The following is a 14,517-nucleotide window of genomic DNA, read 5'->3' as shown; positions in this document are numbered from 1 at the left end:
TCTCAGCCTGGTACCAGGCGGTGTTTATCCAGGTATAAGGAATACCTGGCAACAGGATCTGTGGTGGTCCACCCTGGTGGCATGGCTATCTCCACGGAGCTTCACACCCCCGCCGACGAACGGCGCCGCGAACTGGCCACGTTCTTGCGCAGCCGCCGGGAGCGCATCTCGCCCGAGCAGGTCGGCCTCCCCGCAGTGGGGCGCCGCCGCACCCCGGGGTTGCGCCGTGAGGAGGTCGCGGGCCTCGCCGCCGTCGGGGTCACCTGGTACACGTGGCTCGAACAGGGGCGGGACATCCAGGTGTCGGCCCAGGTACTGGACGCGGTGGCCAGGGCCCTGCTGCTCGACCGCAACGAGCGGTCGCACCTGTTCACGCTGGCCGGGGCCGAGGACCCGACGCCGGTGGCGGAATGCCCCACCGTCTCCGGATCGATCCGGGCCATGGTCGACCAGCTCGACCCGTTCCCGGCCGTGGTGATCAGCAGCCGGTTCGACATCCTCGCGTACAACCGGGCGTACACCTGGCTGGCCGGGGACTTGGACACGATCCCCGAAGAGGACCGCAACATCATGTGGATGATCTTCACTGACACTCCGTTCGCGAGGAACCTGGCGGACCTGGCGGCCGCCAGAGCAGGGGTGGTGGCCCGCTTCCGGACCTCGATGGCCGACCACGCGGCGGAACCCGCGTGGAAGGCGCTGGTCGGCCGGCTGCGCAAGGCCTCCCCGGACTTCGAAGAGGCCTGGCAGCGGCACGAGGTGTCCGGAATGGTCAACGGGTTCAAGCAGTTCGTGCTGCCCGGGACCGGCCTGCTGCGCTTCGAGTACACGAACCTGTGGCTCGGCCCCAGGAGCGGCACCCGGCTGATCGGATACGTGCCCCAGGACCAGCACACCCGGGACAGCCTCCGCCAACTGGCCGGCCCGGCCTGACGCTCGCTCCGCCGTGCGGGCGCGGCAGGCGACCCGCCCGCGCCCGGCCCGGACCGCCCGAGGGCGACCGAGCAGCACAGCGCGGCCAGCGGAAGCTCCGCGCAGACGGCCATCAGCAGGGCCACGGCGAGCTCGGGCCCGCCGAGCGCCGACGCCACGTCGCACCCGGCGTCGGCCACCAGCAGCACGGCGGCCAGCCCGGCAGCGGCGCGCGGGCTGCGCCCCTGGCGCAGCAGCACGGCGGCGGTGGAGAGCGCGGCCGACTCGACCACGTCGAGCACGGCCCAGCCCAGCCCGCCGGGCAGCGCGGCCAGCAGCACCGCCCAGGGCAGCAGGACCATCCCGCAGCCCAGGAACAGCAGCTCCACCCGCACCGGCCCGACCCGCAGGCCCGGGCCCGCCGACCGGACCGGGCGCACCCCGCCGGCCACCGGGGCGAGCGCCGGAACGAACGTACTCATGCCGCCCTCCCCGACTCCGGGCGCTCCGCGCAGCCCACCTGCGCCCAGCGGAACTCCCCGGCCGCCGAGGCGAACCAGAACCGGCCCGCCGTCCGTACCGCATCGGCCCGCACCGTACGGCGGCGCAGCCCGCCCGAGCGGAAGTGCACCGGCCGGGGTGGGGCTCCCGGTGGCCATCGGCCCCACGCGCAGGAGACCGGCCCTCCGCCCGGCCGTTCGGCCCGGTCGCGCCGCGCGCCGCGCAACTGGGCATCACCGAGCGAGGACTCGACCACCACATCGAGCAACTCGCCGTACTCGTACACCTCCATGGCCCGACGGCGGCCGGCGCGCAGGCGCACCGACCAGGGGCCGACCACGGTGAGCAGGCCCAAGGTGCCTGCGCCGTCGAGGAGTTCGGCCCCGGTCAACGGGAACTCCGCGGCGGTGCCACGGGCGGCGACGGAGGTGCTTCGGCCACAACGCATCAGGAACGTATTCGTCATGCCGTCAAGAATCCTGCGGTGCAACGATCTTGTCGGTAGCGTGCGGCTCCGTCTTTGGGGTGTAGCTGTCTACACCCCAAAGACGGAGGCCCACGCCATGGAAGCGAAGATCGGCGCGCCTCTACGCTGTGCCGCATGCTCGACTCGAAGATCCGGACGCGCCTCGCCGGGGCGGCCCGCTCCACCGCGGTCCGCCCCGCGGCGGTCCGCGCCGCCCTGGAGCACGCGCCGTGGTCCACGAGCGCGCGCCGTGACTCGCTGTTCCTGGCGGCCGGCCTCCCACTGGGCCTGCCCTGCCTGATCGTCCTCACCCTCCCGGGGAAGGCGCTGCTGTACGGGCTCCTCGTGATCGTGGTGCTGCTCGACCTGATGACGACCGCGCAGCGCAGCCGGGTCCGCAGCCTGCGCGGCCTGGAGATCCCCGGCCGACTGCCGCCGGGCGCGGGCTGGCTGGCCCGCCTCCGCGCCGGGCTGACGTGGCGTCAGGCCGTCCACCACCTGCTGGTGGCCCCGCTCCAGACGGTCTGCGCCGTGCTGGTCCTCAGCCTCTGGGGCACCTCGTTCGTGCTGGTCGGCTTCTACGGCTGGGTCTGGCTGCTCCCGATGGACAACCCGCTGCGCTCCGGCTTCGGCTGGACGACCGACGGCGCGCTGCTCACCGCCGGCGGCCTGCTGATGCTGTTCCTCACCCCGTGGCTCGTCGCCGTGCTCGCCGCGCTCGACCTCTGGACGGTCCGCGCCCTGCTCGGCCCCAACCGCGCGGAGGTGCTGGAGCGCCGCGTCGAGCACCTCGCCCAGAGCCGGGTCGACGTGGTGGATGCCGCCGACGCCGAACGCCGCCGCATCGAACGGGACTTGCACGACGGCGCGCAGCAGCGACTGGTCTCGCTCGCGATGAACCTCGGTCTCGCCCGGCGCACTCTCAAGAACATCCCGCCCGAGGCGATGGAGGTCATCGTCGTCGCGCACGAGGAGGCCCAGGCCGCCATCAAGGAGCTCCACGACCTGGTCCGTGGCCTGCACCCGGCCGTCCTGGAGGACCGCGGGCTCGACGCGGCACTGTCCGGCATCGCCGCGCGCAGCCCCGTCCCCGTACACCTCGCGGTCGACCTCTCGGGCCGGATAGCCCCCACCGTGGAGGCGGTCGCCTACTTCACGGTCTCCGAGGCGTTGGCCAACGCGGCCAAGCACGCCAAGGCCTCCCGGGTCGACCTCGCCCTGCGCCGGGTCGCCGACCGGCTGTTCATCACCATCACCGACGACGGCATCGGCGGGGCCGACGCCACCCGCGGCACCGGGCTCACCGGCCTGCGCAAGCGGGCCGCCTCGGTGGACGGATCACTTGCCATCACCAGCCCCCGCGGGGGCCCCACCACTATCACCATGGAGTTGCCATGCGAGCTGTGATCGCCGAGGACTCCGTCCTGCTCAGGATCGGCATCGTCAAGGTGCTGGAGAGCGAAGGCTACGAGGTGGCCGCCGCCGTCGAGGACGCCGAGGCGCTGCTCGCCGCCGTGGAGGAGCACCGCCCCCAGATCGTCGTCGCGGACGTCCGGATGCCGCCCGGCTTCACCGACGAAGGCGTCCGTGCCGCCCTGATGATCCGCCAGCAGTGGCCGGACACCGCGGTCGTCCTGCTGTCCCAATACGTAGAGGAGCGTTACGCGGCCGATCTGCTGGCCAAGAACACCAGCGGCGTCGGCTACCTGCTCAAGCAGCGGGTCGCCAACGTCGACGAGTTCGTCGAGGCGCTCCAGCGGGTCGCCGAGGGCGGCACCGCGCTCGACCCCGAGGTGGTCGCCCAGCTGCTGCTGCGCCGCGACCGGGATCCGCTGCACCGGCTGACGCCCCGCGAGCGGGACGTCCTGGCGCTGATGGCCGAGGGGCGCTCCAACACCGCGATCGCCGAATCCCTGGTGGTCAGCGACAGCGCCGTCTCCAAGCACATCAACTCGATCCTCACCAAGCTCGACCTCCCGCCGGCCGAGGACACCCACCGGCGGGTGCTCGCGGTGCTCCGCTTCCTGGAGATCAGCCAATGACGCGACGACCGGCCCAGGAGTCCGCGGCCCGCCCGCCGGCCGAGAGCCGTTTCGCCCGATGGCTGCCGAGCCCGGGCCCGGAGCTCCCGGCCGGCCGGCCCCGTCGGGGGAGCGCCGCGCCTGGAAGGCGATCGGGCTGGTGGCGCTCGCCTGCGTCCTGGGGACGTCGGCGGCCGCCTTGGGCGCCGGACTGGCCCAGCGGAACATGACCGAGGAGAGGACGTACTTCCAGGCGATCGACCGGCTCGACATCGACTCCGGCCCGGCCCAGGTCACCGTGCGGGCCGGCGGCACCGACCGGGTGGTGGTCTCCGAACGCTTCGCCTGGGCCCTGCGCAAGCCCACCGTGAGCCAGCGGATCGACGCGGGCACGCTGTCGATATCCATCGGCTGCCCGGAGGCGCGCATGCTGTTCTCCTGCACCGTCGCCCTGGACATCCAGGTTCCCGCCACAACCACGATCAAGTCCCGCAACGGCTCGGGGCGGACGGAGATCCTCGACATCTCCGGCAGCACCTCGGCGGAGACCGGCTCCGGGCAGATCGAACTGACCCGGGTCAGCGGCGCCGTCTGGGCCAAGGGCGGCTCCGGCCAGATCATCGGCACCGGGCTGACGTCCCCGGAGGCCAGACTCTTCTCCTCCTCCGGCCAGGTCACCCTGCAGTACGACCGACCACCGACCTCGGTGACGGCCCGGCTGGCGTCCGGCAACCTCGTCCTCCAGGTTCCCGACGACGGGAGCCAGTACCGCCTCGACCTCAGCAGCGACGGCGGCCGGCAGGAGATCGATCCGTCCCTGCAGAACGCGGCCTCGCCGCGGCTGCTCGACATCGTCACCGCCTCCGGCACCGTCACGATGGGCCGGAGGGGGCTGGGCTGAGCGCACCGCCCGCACCCGGCCGACGGCGCGGCCGGGCGGGTCCGCGGGTGTCCGAGCAGGCCTCGGCGGCCCGCTCCGGCGGTGAGGGAGAATGGAGAGTCCGGATCTCCCGCCGTTGGGCCCCTACCCGTTTGAGGATCTGCCGCGCATGACCATCACGCCCGACTCCGCCCAGGCAACCCCGGCAGCACCCGAGGCGCCGGAGTTCGCCCCGCTGAACATCGGGCCGATGCACGTGTGGCCGCCGGTGGTGCTCGCGCCGATGGCCGGCATCACCAACGCACCGTTCCGCACCCTGTGCCGGGAGCAGAGCGGCGGCCGCGGCCTGTACGTCTCCGAGATGATCACCACCCGGGCGCTGGTCGAGCGCAACGCCAAGACGATGCAGCTGATCAAGTTCGACCCGAGCGAGAAGCCCCGGTCGATCCAGCTGTACGGCGTGGACCCGGTGACCGTCGGCAAGGCGGCGCGGATGATCTCCGAGGAGGGGCTCGCCGACCACATCGACCTCAACTTCGGCTGCCCCGTCCCCAAGGTGACCCGCAAGGGCGGCGGCTCCGCGCTGCCGTACAAGCGCAACCTGCTGCGGGACATCCTGCGCCAGGCGGTCGGCAACGCAGGCGAGCTCCCGGTCACCATGAAGATGCGCAAGGGCATCGACGACGACCACCTCACCTACCTCGACGCCGGCCGGATCGGCGCGGAGGAGGGCGTGGCCGCGATCGCCCTGCACGGCCGCACGGCAGCCCAGCACTACGGCGGCACCGCCGACTGGTCGGCCATCGCCCGGCTGCGCGAGTCCGTGCCCGACGGCATCCCGGTGCTCGGAAACGGCGACATCTGGTCCGCCGACGACGCGGTGCGGATGATGCGCGAGACCGGCTGCGACGGCGTGGTGGTCGGCCGCGGCTGCCTCGGCCGGCCGTGGCTGTTCAAGGACCTGGTGTCGATCTTCGAGGGCGACGTCGACTACGCCCGCCCGACCTTCGACTACGTGGCCCGTGCCATGGTCCGGCACGCCCAGCTGCTCGGGGAGTGGCTCGGCGACGAGGCCCGCGGCGTCATCGACTTCCGCAAGCACGTGGCCTGGTACACCAAGGGCTTCTCGGTCGGCTCCGAGCTGCGGGTGAAGCTCGCCAATTCCAGCTCGCTCGGCGAACTCGCCGAGACCCTCGCCCAGGTCGACCAGGAGCAGAGCTGGCCGATCGGCGCCGACGGCCCGCGCGGTCGGACCAGCGGCAACAACCGGGTGGTCCTGCCCGAAGGCTGGTTGGACGATCCGTATGAGTGCGCCCGACTCGGCGAAGATGCCGAATTGGACACTTCTGGAGGATGAACTGTACGATTCGGCGAAGATGGCCCCGTTCGCGGCCTGGCCGAACCGTCCCAGCTGACTTGTCCAAGGTGGACAGTGGGGCTCCTCAAAGGCGAAATTCCGATACGCAGAGCGACAGGATCATCAACGGAACGCGACGCTCGGCGTAGGCGGGCTCGGCCCGACAGCTGAGATGCGCCCGTGACGCTGGCCACATATCGTGGCGAGTGACGGCCAGTCAGCGGACTTCGCCAAGGTGTACAAGTCCGGATCGCTTCCCGAACGGGCTCCGGGGCGGATTGCCGAGGCTGGTTGCAGGAAATCAAGTCGGGGAACCTCGGTGAGGCCGATGCCGTCACTGTGTGTCCGGTTCGAGTGAGCTTCGCGTGGCGATGTGTTCACTTCTTGAAGCATCGCAAGCGTCATCCGGACGATTTCAGCAATGCAGGCAAACGCCCATTTGAGCATTCGATCTGCTGGCCAATCGCCCGCTTAGCGGCTCGTACGAGCTATTCGCTCCCCTAAGCAGCCTTCGAAATGGGTATGTTCTCCGGCGTCAGGGCAACCGTGTGCGAGGAGAACGACCCGTGGCGGCGAAGCAGAAGTTTGTTTACTCCTTCACCGAAGGAAACAAGGACCTCAAGGATCTTCTCGGCGGCAAGGGTGCGAACCTCGCCGAGATGACCAACCTGGGCCTCCCCGTCCCTCCGGGGTTCACCATCACCACCGACGCCTGCAAGGTGTTCCTGGAGACCGGCACCGAGCCGGCCTCGTTGAACGACGAGATCAGCGGTCACCTGGCCGCCCTCGAGAGCCACATGGGCAAGCGGCTCGGCCAGGCGGACAACCCGCTGCTGGTCTCGGTGCGGTCCGGCGCCAAGTTCTCCATGCCCGGCATGATGGACACCGTCCTGAACATCGGCCTCTCCGACGCTTCGGTGACCGGGCTCGCCGCCCAGTCCGGCAACGAGCGCTTCGCCTGGGACTCCTACCGCCGCCTGGTCCAGATGTTCGGCAAGACTGTGCTGGGCGTCGACGGCGAGCTGTTCGAAGAGGCGCTGGACGAGGCCAAGCACGCCAAGGGCACCGCCAACGACCTGGACCTCACCGCCGAGGACCTCAAGGCGCTGGTCGAGACGTTCAAGGCGATCGTGCTCCGGGAGACCGGCCGCGAGTTCCCGCAGGAGCCGCGCGAGCAGCTCGACCTGGCCGTCCACGCGGTCTTCCACTCCTGGAACGGCGACCGGGCCCGCCTGTACCGCCGCCAGGAGCGCATCCCGAACGACCTGGGCACCGCCGTCAACGTCTGCACCATGGTCTTCGGCAACCTCGGCGAGGACTCCGGCACCGGTGTCGCCTTCACCCGCGACCCCTCCACCGGCACCCAGGGCGTCTACGGCGACTACCTGCAGAACGCCCAGGGCGAGGACGTGGTGGCGGGCATCCGCAACACCCTCCAGCTGGCCGACCTGGAGCAGCTCGACAAGAAGTCGTACGACGAGCTGATGTCCATCATGGAGACCCTGGAGAACCACTACCGGGACCTCTGTGACATCGAGTTCACCATCGAGCGCGGCAAGCTCTGGATGCTGCAGACCCGGGTCGGCAAGCGCACCGCCGCCGCCGCGTTCCGGATCGCCGTCCAGCTGGTCGACCAGGGCCTGATCGACCTGGACGAGGCGCTGCACCGGGTCACCGGCAACCAGCTCGCCCAGCTGATGTTCCCGCGCTTCGCCCCGACCTCCGAGACCCGTCCGGTCGCCTACGGCATCGCGGCCTCGCCCGGCGCCGCGGTCGGCAAGGTGGTCTTCGACTCGTACACCGCCGTCAAGTGGTCGCGCTCCGGCGAGAAGGTCATCCTGGTCCGTCGCGAGACCAACCCGGACGACCTGGAAGGCATGATCGCCGCGGGGGGCATCCTCACCTCGCGCGGCGGCAAGACCTCGCACGCGGCCGTGGTCGCCCGCGGCATGGGCAAGACCTGTGTCTGCGGCGCCGAGGAGCTGGAGGTGGACACCAAGAACCGGAAGTTCACCACCGCCGACGGCCAGGTCGTCCACGAGGGCGACGTGGTGTCCATCGACGGCGCCAACGGCAAGGTGTACCTGGGCGAGGTCCCGGTGCTGCCGTCCCCGGTGGTCGAGTACTTCGAGGGCACCCTGCACGCCGGCGCCGACGTCCAGGGCGGGCTGGTCCAGGCCGTGCACCGGCTGATGTCGCACGCCGACGGCCGCCGCCGCCTCGCGGTGCGCGCCAACGCCGACAACGCCGAGGACGCGAACCGCGCCCGCCGGTACGGCGCCCAGGGCATCGGCCTGTGCCGCACCGAGCACATGTTCCTCGGCGAGGAGCGCCGCAAGGAGGTCGAGCACCTGATCCTGGCGGACAACGACAAGGACCGCGAGGCCGCGCTGTCCAGCCTGCTGCCGCGGCAGAAGGGCGACTTCCTGGAGCTCTTCCAGTCGATGGACGGCCTCCCCGTCACGGTCCGGCTGCTCGACCCGCCGCTGCACGAGTTCCTGCCCGACATCACCGAGCTGTCGGTGCGCGTCGCCCTCGCCGAGGCCCGCAAGGACCCGAACGAGAACGACCTGCGCCTGCTGCAGGCGGTCCACCGCCTGCACGAGGCCAACCCGATGCTGGGCCTGCGCGGCGTCCGCCTCGGCCTGGTCATCCCCGGCCTGTTCGGCATGCAGGTCCGGGCGATCGCCGAGGCCGCGGCCGAGCGCAAGCTGGCCGGCGGCGACCCGCGCCCCGAGGTGATGATCCCGCTGGTCGGCACCGTCCAGGAGCTGGAGCTGGTCCGCGACGAGTGCGAGCGGGTGCTCGCCGAGGTCGCCGCCTCCACCGGCGTCAACCTCGACATCAAGCTCGGCACCATGATCGAGCTGCCGCGCGCCGCCGTGACGGCCGGTCAGATCGCCGAGGCCGCCGACTTCTTCTCCTTCGGCACCAACGACCTGACCCAGACCGTGTGGGGCTTCTCCCGCGACGACGTCGAGGCCTCCTTCTTCACCGCGTACCTGGAGAAGGGCATCTTCGGCGTCAGCCCGTTCGAGACCATCGACCGCGACGGCGTCGGCTCGCTGGTCCGGAGCGCCGCGAAGGCCGGCCGGGCCACCCGCCCCGACCTCAAGCTCGGCGTCTGCGGCGAGCACGGCGGCGACCCGGACTCGGTCCACTTCTTCCACGAGGTGGGGCTGGACTACGTATCCTGCTCCCCCTTCCGGATCCCGGTGGCGCGCCTGGAGGCAGGCCGCGCCGCCATCGAGACGGCGGGAAGCGACTCGCGCTGACACGAAGCAGCGCGGATCACTGACCGCACCCCTCCGTAGGGGAGGGGCGTACGGCGGAGCTCGGCGCAGGAGAGCCGCCGTACGAAGCAGCCGGGGCGGGAACGGACAATGGCGTCCGTTCCCGCCCCGGCGGCGTTTCTCCGTCCCGCCCGGGACGGGCCGGCCGTGGCTCCCGGGCCCGCTGCGGCGCGGATCCCCGCCCGGCACGCGCGAAGCCTGCGCCGTTCGGGTGAGCCGGTGAGGCAAGCTTGGGCCCATGAGCAGCCGCAACCGCCTGATCAGCCTCGCCGTCCTGGTACTCGTCGGCGTCATCGCCGCAGTGACCGCCCTGCTGAACGGCGGGGGAGACTCGGGCAGCCCCGCCGCTGCGAAGTCCCCGTCCGCGCCCGCCGCCGCGGCGACCCGGAGCGGCACCGCCCCCAAACCGACCGCCCCGGCGAAGACGCCCACCGGCGGGCCCACCTGGGTGCCGACCAGCACCGCGCTCGCCGACGTGTGCCGCAGCAAGCTGCCCTCGCAGGCCATCGACACCCTCAACCTGATCGCCAAGGGCGGCCCCTACCCGTACCGCTCGGACGGCATCGTCTTCGAGAACCGGGAGAGCCGCCTGCCGCGCGAGAGCAACGGCTACTACCACGAGTTCACCGTGGTCACCCCGGGCTCCGACGACCGCGGGACCCGCCGGGTCGTCACCGGCAGCGGCGGCGAGCAGTACTGGACGGCCGACCACTACGCCTCCTTCCAGGAGATCGACCCGCGCTGCTGAGAAGGCTGCTGACGGCCCGTCGGAAAATTACTTTCCATCACGGAAAGCATGTGCCAGAGTGGCAGCACTTGATCCGGCAGCGGGCCGGATCCGACGGCACGCCGCTCGGGGGATTCGATGGCCGAGGACAAGCAGTTCACCAACGGAGAGGCCGAAGGGCTCCCGCCCGCGGGCGCCCTCACGCCCGCCGAGGCGCTGGCCCTCGCCGGCCGGGCCGAGGCCGCCGCGCGCCGGCCACTGCCACTGCCCTGGTGGTACGGGCCCGGGGTCGGCCTCTCGATCGCCGCGTACGGGGCGGCCATAGGGCAGTCCTTCGAGCACCAGGCGCAGTGGCTGATACTCCTGTGCCCGCTCGGCCTGGTGCTGGTGCAGGCCGCGATAGTGCGGGCGACCACGCACGCCCGGGGCGTCGCCAGGCTCGCCGAACGCGGACTCCCGCCGTACACCATGCGGGCGTTCGGCGTCGTCGTCCTGGCGGCGGCGCTGTCCGGCCTCGCCGCCTGGCTCGCCACCGGAGACCAGAGCTGGATCGGGGCCGCCGCCGGCGCGGGCGGCGGACTGGCCCTGTGCGGCGGCATCGTCCTGCTCAACCGACACCTCAAGGAGCAGAGCATGAGCAGCGCACAGTGAACGGGCTCGAACCAGCCCTCCACCAGCCCACCAGGCTCACCGTCCTGGCCTTCCTCAGCGGGTGCCAGGAGGCGGAGTTCTCCGTGGTCCGCGACTACTGCCAGGTCTCGGACTCGGTGCTCAGCAAGACCGCGGCGAGCCTGGAGGCGCTCGGCCACCTGCGGGCCCGCAAGGGCTACGTGGGCAAGCGGCCGCGCACCTGGCTCTCCGCGACCCGGCAGGGCCGGGCCGCACTCGCCGCCCACCTCGCCGCTCTCCAGCAGTTGGCCGCCGCCGCCGAGGCGGCCGGCTCGGAGGCCGACGGGGGCGACGCCGAGGGCGAGCGTGAAGAGGGCTGAGCCGGGATCGGATGCCGGGCAGGCCCTGGTGAAGTGTCAGAAGGATCACACCCCGGAGCGGAGGTGGTGCCAATCCTCAAGAGGCCCACGCTCCTTGACAACTCGACAGAGCGTCGAAGCCCACCACCCCGAAAAGCCGTCCGGGGCGGGTGCACGCGGGGGCCGACCCCCCACGTGCACCCGCCCCGAACGGGTCGGCTCCCGCCGGAGCGGGAGCCGGAAGGCCGTCTCAGGCGGCCGGGAGCAGCGAGCTGCCGATCACAGGCTCGCCGACCAGGGAGCCGCCGTGTCTAAGGCACTCCTGGTTGAGCGGCGCCGGGTCCGGCGCACTGGGCGAGGTCGCGGCGGCGATCCGCAGCTCGATGATGTCGCGGACGGCCGGCCACTCCTCGTCCAGGATCGAGTAGAACGCGGTGGACCTGACCACCCCGTCCAGGCCGCGCGAGTGCGCCCGGCGGACCCCCTCGGAGGTCGCGCCCAGCCGCTCGATGGCAATCCGGGACCGGGTGTTGCGGGCATCGGCCCGCAGCGAGATCCGCTGCACGCCCCAGCCCTCGAAGGCGTGCCGCAGCATCAGCAGCTTCGCCTCGGTGTTGATGCCGGTGCCCTGCGCCCGCGGCGACAGCCAGGTGTTCCCGATCTCCGCCGCATCGGGCACCGCCTCGAGCGGATCGCCGTACGGAATGCCCGGCACGGGCGGCCAGACCAGCGGCCCCTGCCAGTAGTCGAGTTCGAGGAACCGCGTCGAGCCCACGACCCGGTTGTCCGCCGTGCTCACGGTGGCGAACGGCATCGACCGGCCCGCCGCCTGATCGGCGAGGGCGCGCGCGATGTACTCCCGGGCGGCTTCCAGGCCGTGCGGGACAGGGGTGAAGGCGTAGGTCGTACGGTCCTCGGCGCCGGCCTCGGCCAGGGCCGCGGCGTGGTGCTCGGCGAGGGGCTCCAGCCGCACGGTGCGGCCGTAGAGGGTGACGGGTACGGGCACGGATCCTTCGGTCCTTCGGCTGTCGTCGGGGGCCCGCGTGCCGGGTTCGCGGCGTGCGGGCAGTGGTCGTTCGCCCCGGCCCCGGACAACGGCCGCCCGGGCGCGCTACGCCAGAGGCTCGGGCGTGCGACGGGTCGGCAGCCCGGAGGCGGGCAGCGCGGTGCCGGTACGGACACGGGTCGACGGACCGATCCGGCGGGATGAGCGACGGGACAGTGTGCGTCCGCGAGATGGCCGAGAGAGAAACGAGATCACGAAGCGAAGCAGGCGGCCAGGTGAAGGCAAGGTGCGCAATGGATGGCTGGCCGCGCAACGGACCGGGGCGTGGCCCACGACGTGACAGACGGCGTGGCGCGACGACGCGACGATGCGAGGCAGCGAGAGGACGATACCCGCCAGAAGGCGGTGCGTCACTTCGCGGCGCGCCAACGGGGGCGCGCGGGTCCTTTCGGCACGCCGAGACGCCCCGTCATCCTACTGCCCGCCCGCCGCGCCACGGCCGCGACCAGCGACTTTGGCCGGAGGTGAGAGGATTCGAGAGACGGAGTGAAGACTCGTGCGTGGGCGGGAATTCCGGCGAGCCGTCGCACGCTGGACAGATCAGATCCGAAAGCATTCCGAGACGACGAGACGGAACGGGGTTGGGTGCGCTGTGCGTGATCCCAAGGAGCTGTACGAGCTGGAGCCGCAGGGGGTGACCGCCCTGGCGGCGGCCCGCGCCGCTGCCGAGGCCGGGGCCGGCCTGGTGCTGCTGTACCACTTCGAGGGCTTCATGGACGCCGGCGAGGCGGGCGGCCAGGTCGTGGCGCACCTGCTGGAGCACGGTTCGCCGCAGGTGGTCGCCAGGTTCGACCACGACCGGCTGGTCGACTACCGGGCCCGCCGCCCCGCGATGACCTTCGACCAGGAGAGCTGGACGGACTACGACCCGCCGGAGATCCTCCTCCAGCTGGTGCGCGATGCCGTTGGCGCGCCGTTCCTGGTGCTCACCGGCCCCGAGCCGGACACCGAGTGGGAGCTGTTCGCCGCCGCCGTCCGGGATCTGGTCGAGCGCTTCGAGATCCGGCTGTCGGTCTCCTTCCACGGCATCCCGATGGGCGTGCCGCACACCCGGCCGGTCAGCCTCACCCCGCACGGCAACCGGGTCGACCTGGCGGCCGGCCACCCCAAGTGGTTCGACCAGGCGCAGGTCCCGGGCAGCGCACAGGCGTTGGTCGAGTACCGGCTCGCCGAGTCCGGCCACGACGTGCTGGGCTTCGCGGCGCACGTCCCCCACTACATCGCCCGCTCCACCTACCCCGCCGCCGCGGTGGTGATCCTGGAGGCCGCCCAGTCCGCGACCGGCCTGGTCCTGCCCGGCAGCGAACTGCGCGCCCGCGTCAACGAGGTCTACGCCGAGATCGAGGACCAACTCTCCCAGGGCGACGGCGAACTGCGGACGGCGATCCAGGGCATGGAGAGCCAGTACGACGCGGTCTCCGGCGCGGCCGACCGCGAGAGCCTGCTGGCCGAGACGGCCGACCTGCCCTCCGCGGACGAGCTGGGCCGCCGCTTCGAGGAGTTCCTCGCCGAGCACGAGCGCGGCGCGGAGTAGGTGCGCCGCCTCCTGCTGGCCGCCACCGCGGCGGTGCTGATCGGCACCGCGGCGTGCAGTGCCGCCGAGACCACCCGGACGCCCGGCCCCGAGGGCGTGGCGTCGTCGAGCCCCTCCGCGACGCCCGTCACCGGACCGTACGTCGCGGTCGGGGACTCCTTCACCTCGGGCCTGCTGATCCCGCCGCAGGGCGGCTCACCCCAGGGCTGCGGCCGATCCGGCGTCAACTACCCGTCCCTGGTGGCCCAGCAGCTCGGCCTGAAGGACTTCACCGACGTCAGCTGCAGCGGCGCCCGGACGGTGGAACTGACAGCTGCCCAGCAGACCGGCAACGGGGTCAACCCGCCCCAGTTGGATGCGCTCGGCCCGACGACCGGCCTGGTGACGCTCGGCATCGGCGGGAACGACATGGGATTCATGGACGTGCTGGGCCGCTGCGCGGTGGAGAACGTCCGGCACACCCTGACCGGCAGCAGCAACAGCGAGGCTCCCTGCCGCAGCTACTACACCGCCGGTGCCGGCCGCGGCGAGATCGGACGAAAGCTGCAGGCCGCCGACGAGCGGCTCACCACCGCCCTCGCCGAGATCAAGCGGCGGGCACCGCAGGCCCGGGTCCTCCTGGTCGGTCATCCGGCGCTACTGCCGCAGGACCCGGCCCGGTGCGCCCAGACCCTGGGCGACGGGATAGCGGCCGGCGACGTCGTGTTCGTCGGCGAGCAGGAGCAGCAGCTGAACGCCATGCTCCACCGGCGGGCCGAGGCCTCCGGAGTGGGATTCGTCGACACCTACGCC

At 71.9% G+C, this 14,517-nt stretch carries 13 protein-coding genes; 11 read left to right on the top strand and 2 right to left on the bottom strand.

Features of this window, described 5'->3' with window-relative positions:
* Positions 1–81: 81 nt before the first annotated feature.
* A complete protein-coding gene (locus KCH_RS12555; protein ID WP_035862647.1) occupies positions 82–933 on the top strand; it encodes a helix-turn-helix transcriptional regulator in 852 nt (283 codons plus the stop codon).
* A 457-nt stretch (positions 934–1,390) separates the two neighbouring features.
* Here the strand turns inward: KCH_RS12555 and KCH_RS12550 are convergent, their stop codons facing one another.
* Positions 1,391–1,879: a hypothetical protein gene (locus tag KCH_RS12550; RefSeq protein ID WP_035862646.1), complete on the bottom strand. Its 489-nt coding sequence runs from the start codon at positions 1,877–1,879 to the stop codon at positions 1,391–1,393.
* 135 nt (positions 1,880–2,014) lie between these two features.
* Between KCH_RS12550 and KCH_RS12545 the strand changes: the two genes are divergently transcribed.
* The 8 genes from KCH_RS12545 (at position 2,015) to KCH_RS12515 (ending at position 11,146) form a co-directional block, all read left to right on the top strand.
* A complete protein-coding gene (locus KCH_RS12545) occupies positions 2,015–3,286 on the top strand; it encodes a sensor histidine kinase (protein ID WP_084223532.1) in 1,272 nt (423 codons plus the stop codon).
* Positions 3,274–3,921, top strand: a complete 648-nt coding sequence (locus KCH_RS12540; protein WP_035862645.1) for a response regulator transcription factor — start codon at positions 3,274–3,276, stop codon at positions 3,919–3,921. The genes KCH_RS12545 and KCH_RS12540 overlap by 13 nt, the downstream gene beginning before the upstream one ends.
* Before the next feature lie 58 nt (positions 3,922–3,979).
* Positions 3,980–4,801, top strand: a complete 822-nt coding sequence (locus KCH_RS12535; RefSeq protein ID WP_157032024.1) for a DUF4097 family beta strand repeat-containing protein — start codon at positions 3,980–3,982, stop codon at positions 4,799–4,801.
* A 148-nt stretch (positions 4,802–4,949) separates the two neighbouring features.
* Entirely contained in the window at positions 4,950–6,137 is a 1,188-nt protein-coding gene (dusB, locus tag KCH_RS12530; RefSeq protein WP_425268762.1) for a tRNA dihydrouridine synthase DusB, read from the top strand.
* Between the two features lie 566 nt (positions 6,138–6,703).
* Positions 6,704–9,412, top strand: a complete 2,709-nt coding sequence (gene ppdK, locus KCH_RS12525; RefSeq protein ID WP_035862641.1) for a pyruvate, phosphate dikinase — start codon at positions 6,704–6,706, stop codon at positions 9,410–9,412.
* A 256-nt stretch (positions 9,413–9,668) separates the two neighbouring features.
* Positions 9,669–10,178, top strand: a complete 510-nt coding sequence (locus KCH_RS12520; protein ID WP_063750142.1) for a ribonuclease — start codon at positions 9,669–9,671, stop codon at positions 10,176–10,178.
* Positions 10,179–10,295: 117 nt separating this feature from the next.
* Complete coding sequence (locus KCH_RS37205; protein WP_051653011.1) at positions 10,296–10,808, top strand: hypothetical protein; 513 nt, start codon at positions 10,296–10,298, stop codon at positions 10,806–10,808.
* Positions 10,805–11,146: a transcriptional regulator gene (locus KCH_RS12515; RefSeq protein WP_051653010.1), complete on the top strand. Its 342-nt coding sequence runs from the start codon at positions 10,805–10,807 to the stop codon at positions 11,144–11,146. The genes KCH_RS37205 and KCH_RS12515 overlap by 4 nt, the downstream gene beginning before the upstream one ends.
* Positions 11,147–11,375: 229 nt before the next feature.
* On the opposite strand, the gene KCH_RS12510 is transcribed toward KCH_RS12515, so the two are convergent.
* Entirely contained in the window at positions 11,376–12,131 is a 756-nt protein-coding gene (locus KCH_RS12510) for a GNAT family N-acetyltransferase (RefSeq protein WP_035862639.1), read from the bottom strand.
* Between the two features lie 652 nt (positions 12,132–12,783).
* Here KCH_RS12510 and KCH_RS12505 point away from each other — a divergent pair.
* Positions 12,784–13,725 carry a PAC2 family protein gene (locus KCH_RS12505; RefSeq protein WP_035862637.1) on the top strand — a complete coding sequence of 314 codons (942 nt, stop codon included), beginning with the start codon at positions 12,784–12,786 and terminating at the stop codon, positions 13,723–13,725.
* Positions 13,726–14,517, top strand: a 792-nt coding sequence (locus KCH_RS12500; RefSeq protein ID WP_084223530.1) for an SGNH/GDSL hydrolase family protein, incomplete at its 3' end; no start/stop codon positions are given.

Source organism: Kitasatospora cheerisanensis KCTC 2395, assembly GCF_000696185.1.
Classification (GTDB): domain Bacteria; phylum Actinomycetota; class Actinomycetes; order Streptomycetales; family Streptomycetaceae; genus Kitasatospora; species Kitasatospora cheerisanensis.
This window is presented reverse-complemented; position numbering and strand designations above follow the sequence as displayed.

Excerpts from the sequence above, each read along its gene's own strand:
- KCH_RS12550 (WP_035862646.1), bottom strand. The coding sequence starts at position 1,879 with ATGACGAATACGTTCCTGATGCGTTGTGGCCGAAGCACCTCCGTCGCC.
- KCH_RS12520 (WP_063750142.1), top strand. The coding sequence starts at position 9,669 with ATGAGCAGCCGCAACCGCCTGATCAGCCTCGCCGTCCTGGTACTCGTC.
- KCH_RS12545 (WP_084223532.1), top strand. The coding sequence starts at position 2,015 with ATGCTCGACTCGAAGATCCGGACGCGCCTCGCCGGGGCGGCCCGCTCC.
- KCH_RS37205 (WP_051653011.1), top strand. The coding sequence starts at position 10,296 with ATGGCCGAGGACAAGCAGTTCACCAACGGAGAGGCCGAAGGGCTCCCG.
- dusB (WP_425268762.1), top strand. The coding sequence starts at position 4,950 with ATGACCATCACGCCCGACTCCGCCCAGGCAACCCCGGCAGCACCCGAG.
- KCH_RS12535 (WP_157032024.1), top strand. The coding sequence starts at position 3,980 with ATGGCTGCCGAGCCCGGGCCCGGAGCTCCCGGCCGGCCGGCCCCGTCG.
- KCH_RS12555 (WP_035862647.1), top strand. The coding sequence starts at position 82 with ATGGCTATCTCCACGGAGCTTCACACCCCCGCCGACGAACGGCGCCGC.
- KCH_RS12540 (WP_035862645.1), top strand. The coding sequence starts at position 3,274 with ATGCGAGCTGTGATCGCCGAGGACTCCGTCCTGCTCAGGATCGGCATC.